We start from the raw sequence: 4,493 nt of genomic DNA, 5'->3' as shown, positions 1-4,493 counted from the left end.
GATCAGCCCCTGGCCATTGCGGGGGCTGATCTGGTTGTCGTCTGTTTACTCTGCGGCTTCTTCGTAAGCGTCCATTGGTGGGCATGTGCAGATGAGGTTTCGGTCGCCGTATGCGTTGTCGACGCGGTTGACGGGGGACCAGTATTTGTCGACGCCCATGGAGCCCGGGGGGAAGCAGGCCTGTTCGCGGGTGTAGGGGCGGTCCCAGTCGCCGACCAGATCGCGCACCGTATGGGGGGCGTTTTTCAGCGGGTTGTTCTCCGCATCGATCTTGCCGTCGATGATGTCCTGCGCCTCGGCCCGGATGGACAGCATGGCGTCGCAGAAGCGATCCAGTTCGTCCTTGGGTTCCGACTCGGTGGGCTCGACCATCAGGGTTCCGGCCACCGGCCAGGACATGGTCGGCGCGTGGAAGCCGGAATCGACCAGTCGTTTGGCCACATCGTCGACGCTGACATGGGCCGCCTCATCCAAAGGACGGGTGTCAAGGATACATTCATGCGCCACCCGGCCTGTTTCCGAGGTGTACAGGATCGGATAGGCGTCCTGCAGCCGGGCCGCGATATAGTTGGCGTTCAGGATCGCCACTTTCGTGGCCTGGGTCAGACCCGCACCGCCCATCAGCAGCACATAGGCCCAACTGACCGGCAGGATCGACGGAGACCCAAACGGTGCCGCCGAGACCGGACCGACGGCGGTGCCGTATTCCGGGTGGCCGGGCAGGTGTTCCTCCAGATGCGTTTTGACGCCGATCGGACCCATGCCGGGGCCGCCACCGCCATGCGGGATGCAGAAGGTCTTGTGCAGGTTCAGGTGGCTGACATCGCCGCCGATATCACCGGGGCGCGACAGGCCGACCATGGCGTTCATGTTGGCGCCGTCGATATAGACCTGACCGCCGTGATCATGGGTGATCTGGCAGACCTCCTGGACGGTGGTCTCGAACACGCCATGGGTCGACGGATAGGTGATCATGCAGGCGGCCAGATGGTCGGAATGCTTTTCCGCCTTGGCGCGGAAATCGGCGACATCAATGTTGCCCTTCTCATCCGCTTGCACCGGCACCACCTGATAGCCCACCATCTGGGCCGAGGCCGGGTTGGTGCCATGGGCCGAAGTGGGGATCAGGCAGACATTGCGATGCGCCTCACCCCGCGCGGCGTGATAGTTGCGGATGGTCAGCAGGCCTGCGTACTCGCCCTGCGCGCCCGAGTTGGGCTGCTGCGAGATCGCGTCATAGCCGGTGATCTGGCACAGCTTGTCGTTCAGATCGGCAATCATCTCGTGATAGCCCTGCGCCTGATCTTCGGGGCAGAACGGGTGCAGATTGCCGAACTCGGGCCAGGTGACCGGGATCATCTCGATCGTGGCGTTCAGCTTCATGGTGCACGACCCCAGCGGGATCATCGCCCGGTCCAACGCCAGGTCGCGGTCGGCGAGACGGCGCATGTACCGCGTGATCTCGGCCTCGGCCCGGTTCTTGTGGAAGATCTCGTGGGTCAGATATTCGCTTTCACGCAGCGCGTAATCCGGCAGGCGGTATTGCTTGTTCGAGCTGTCATCCGCCCGATCGATGCCGAAGGCACCCCAGACGGCCTCGATGGTCTCGGGCCGGGTCTGTTCGTCCAGGCTGATGCCGACCTTGCTGTCGCCGACCTTGCGCAGGTTGACGCCGCGGGCCACGGCGGCCTCCATCACGACATTCTGCAGATGGCCGACCTCGACCGTGATGGTGTCAAAGAACACTTCCGGTTCCACGGCAAAGCCCGCCTCTTCCAGACCGGCGGCCAGGCGCGAGGTCTTGCGGTGCACCGATTGCGCAATGGCCTTGATGCCATCAGGGCCGTGATAAACCGCATACATCGACGCAATGACGGCCAGCAGCGCCTGCGCGGTGCAGACATTCGAGTTGGCCTTCTCGCGGCGGATATGCTGTTCGCGGGTCTGCAGCGCCAGGCGATAGGCCTTGTTGCCCCGGCTGTCGATGCTGACGCCGATGATCCGGCCGGGCATCGACCGCTTCAGCTTGTCGGTGGTCGCCATATAGGCCGCGTGCGGGCCGCCATAGCCCATCGGCACGCCAAAGCGCTGGGTCGAACCGATGGCGATATCCGCGCCCATCTCACCCGGTGACTTCAGCAGTGCCAGCGACAGGATGTCGGCGGCAACGATGGCAATGGCTTTATGTTCATGCAGCGCCGCGATCTCGGCGGTGAAGTCGCGCACATGTCCATGCGTGCCGGGATACTGGAAGATCGCACCAAACACCGCGCCCGCGTCCATCGTATCCGGATCAGCCACCTGTACGTCGATGCCCAGAGGCTCGGCGCGGGTTTTGATCACCGCAATGGTCTGCGGGTGGCAGTTTTTATCGACGAAGAAAGCCGCGTTATTGGCCTTGGACCGGCCACCGCGCTTGGCCATCGCCATCGCCTCGGCAGCAGCGGTTGCTTCGTCCAGCAGGGATGCGTTGGCCACGTCCAGCCCGGTCAGATCGCTGACCATGGTCTGGAAGTTCAGCAGCGCCTCAAGCCGGCCCTGGCTGATCTCGGGCTGATAAGGCGTGTACGCCGTGTACCAGGCCGGGTTTTCCAGGATATTGCGCAGGATCGGCGCAGGCGTGGTGGTGCCGTAATAGCCCTGACCAATCAGCGAGGTCAGAACCTTGTTCTTGCTCGCCACCTCTTTCATGTGGAACAGCGCATCGCGCTCGGTCATCGCCGGACCCCAGTCCAGCGCTTCCTTCTGCCGGATCGCAGGGGGGACGGTGGCGTCAATCAGCTGATCCAGCGTCGTGAAGCCGATCACCTTGAGCATGTCGCGCATCTCGGTCGGGCTGGGCCCGATATGGCGACGGTTGGCAAAGTCATAGGCTTCGTAATCGGTGAGTTTGAAGGCCATGTGTAGCGCTCCTCAAGGAATGTCTCGCCCAGCCGCTCTGGCAGATGCCTCCGGCGGGAGTATTTGGAAAAAGATGAAGCCCGGGGCCCGGTTTCAGGGCCCCGGAATTGAAGTTACCCGATGAAGGCCTTGTAGCCGGCCTCATCCATCAGATCTTCCAGCTGCGACGCATCCGTGATCTTGATCTTGTAAATCCAGGCCTCGCCCTCGGGGTCGTCGTTCAGCGCGCCCGGATTGTCGGCCAGCGCCTCGTTGACCTCGACGATCTCGCCATCAACCGGCGCATAAAGCTCGGACGCCGCCTTGACGGATTCGATCACGCCAATCTCGCCACCCTTCTCGAACTCGTCGCCTGCTTCCTGCTGTTCCACGAACACCACGTCGCCCAGCTGTTCAGCCGCGTGTTTGGTGATGCCCAGCGTCGCGGTGTCGCCCTCGACGGTCAGCCATTCGTGCTCTTCGGAATAATAGGTTGCCATGTTGTCTCTCTCCTGACTTCAACGCTTGTAATTCTGGGTGACAAAGGGGGTGGCCACAATCTGTGCCGGTTGCGGCTTGCCCCGGATGATCAGGTTCACCGCCGTGCCCGGTTCGGCATGATCCGCCGCCACATAGCCCATCGCCACAGGTCCACCGACCGTCGGGCCAAACCCGCCCGAGGTGATCTGGCCGATTGTATTGCCCTGCGCGCACTGAATGTCCACGCCCTGACGCGCCGGTGCCCGGCCTTCCGGCTTGATGCCCACCAGCTTGCGCGCGGGACCCTCGGCCAGTTCTTTTTGAATACGGTCGGCCCCCGGGAATCCGCCCTCTTCCTTGCGGCGTTTCTGGATCGCCCAACCCAGGCTGGCCTCGATCGGCGAGGTGCCCTGGTCGATGTCATTGCCATACAGGCACAGCCCCGCCTCCAGCCGCAGGCTGTCGCGCGCGCCCAGGCCCGCCGCCTCGCAATCCTCATGCGCCAGGAAGGCCTTGGTGATTTCAATCGCGCGGTCCTCGGGGATCGAGATCTCGTACCCGTCCTCGCCGGTATAGCCCAGACGCGAGATCCGGCATTCGGCCCCCAGAATGTCGGCAACAACAGTTTCCATGAACTTCAGATCCCGCGCCGCAGGGCAAAGCGCACCCACCACATCCTCGGCCTTCGGTCCCTGCACCGCAACAAGCGCGCGGTCAAAGATCTCGATCACCTCAACCCCGTCCAGATTGTCGCGCATATGCGGAATATCCTGATGACGCAGCGCCGCGTTCACCACCACAAAGAAGTGATCCCCCGCATTCGACACGATCAGATCATCCATGATCCCGCCATCCGAATTGGTGAAAAATCCATACCGCGCCTTGCCAGGCTTCAATGTCGCATAGGCCTGCGGGCACAGAGCCTCAAGCTTGGCACCAACATCCTCACCCCGCAGGATCACCTGACCCATATGAGACACATCAAACACCGCCGCCTTCTCACGACACTGCGCATGCTCACCCATAATCCCCAAGGGATACTGAACAGGCATCTCCCAGCCCGCAAAATCAACCAACTTCCCACCCAACTCAACATGCAAACCATGCAAAGGCGTGCGCCTAATATCCGTCAT

3 protein-coding genes are annotated in these 4,493 nt (G+C 62.4%); all 3 read right to left on the bottom strand.

Going from position 1 to position 4,493, the window contains the following annotated elements:
• Positions 1-45 precede the first annotated feature (45 nt).
• Positions 46-2,901 (bottom strand): aminomethyl-transferring glycine dehydrogenase, encoded by a 2,856-nt coding sequence (gene gcvP, locus AC2FJV_RS20110; protein ID WP_496714484.1) that lies wholly within the window; start codon positions 2,899-2,901, stop codon positions 46-48.
• A gap of 113 nt (positions 2,902-3,014) precedes the next feature.
• Entirely contained in the window at positions 3,015-3,380 is a 366-nt protein-coding gene (gene gcvH, locus AC2FJV_RS20105; protein ID WP_142640419.1) for a glycine cleavage system protein GcvH, read from the bottom strand.
• A gap of 18 nt (positions 3,381-3,398) precedes the next feature.
• The coding region (gcvT, locus tag AC2FJV_RS20100; RefSeq protein WP_496690629.1) for a glycine cleavage system aminomethyltransferase GcvT at positions 3,399-4,493 on the bottom strand (1,095 nt) is incomplete at its 5' end.

The sequence above is a fragment of the Ruegeria sp. CDSA241 genome, assembly GCF_059611265.1.
This window is presented reverse-complemented; position numbering and strand designations above follow the sequence as displayed.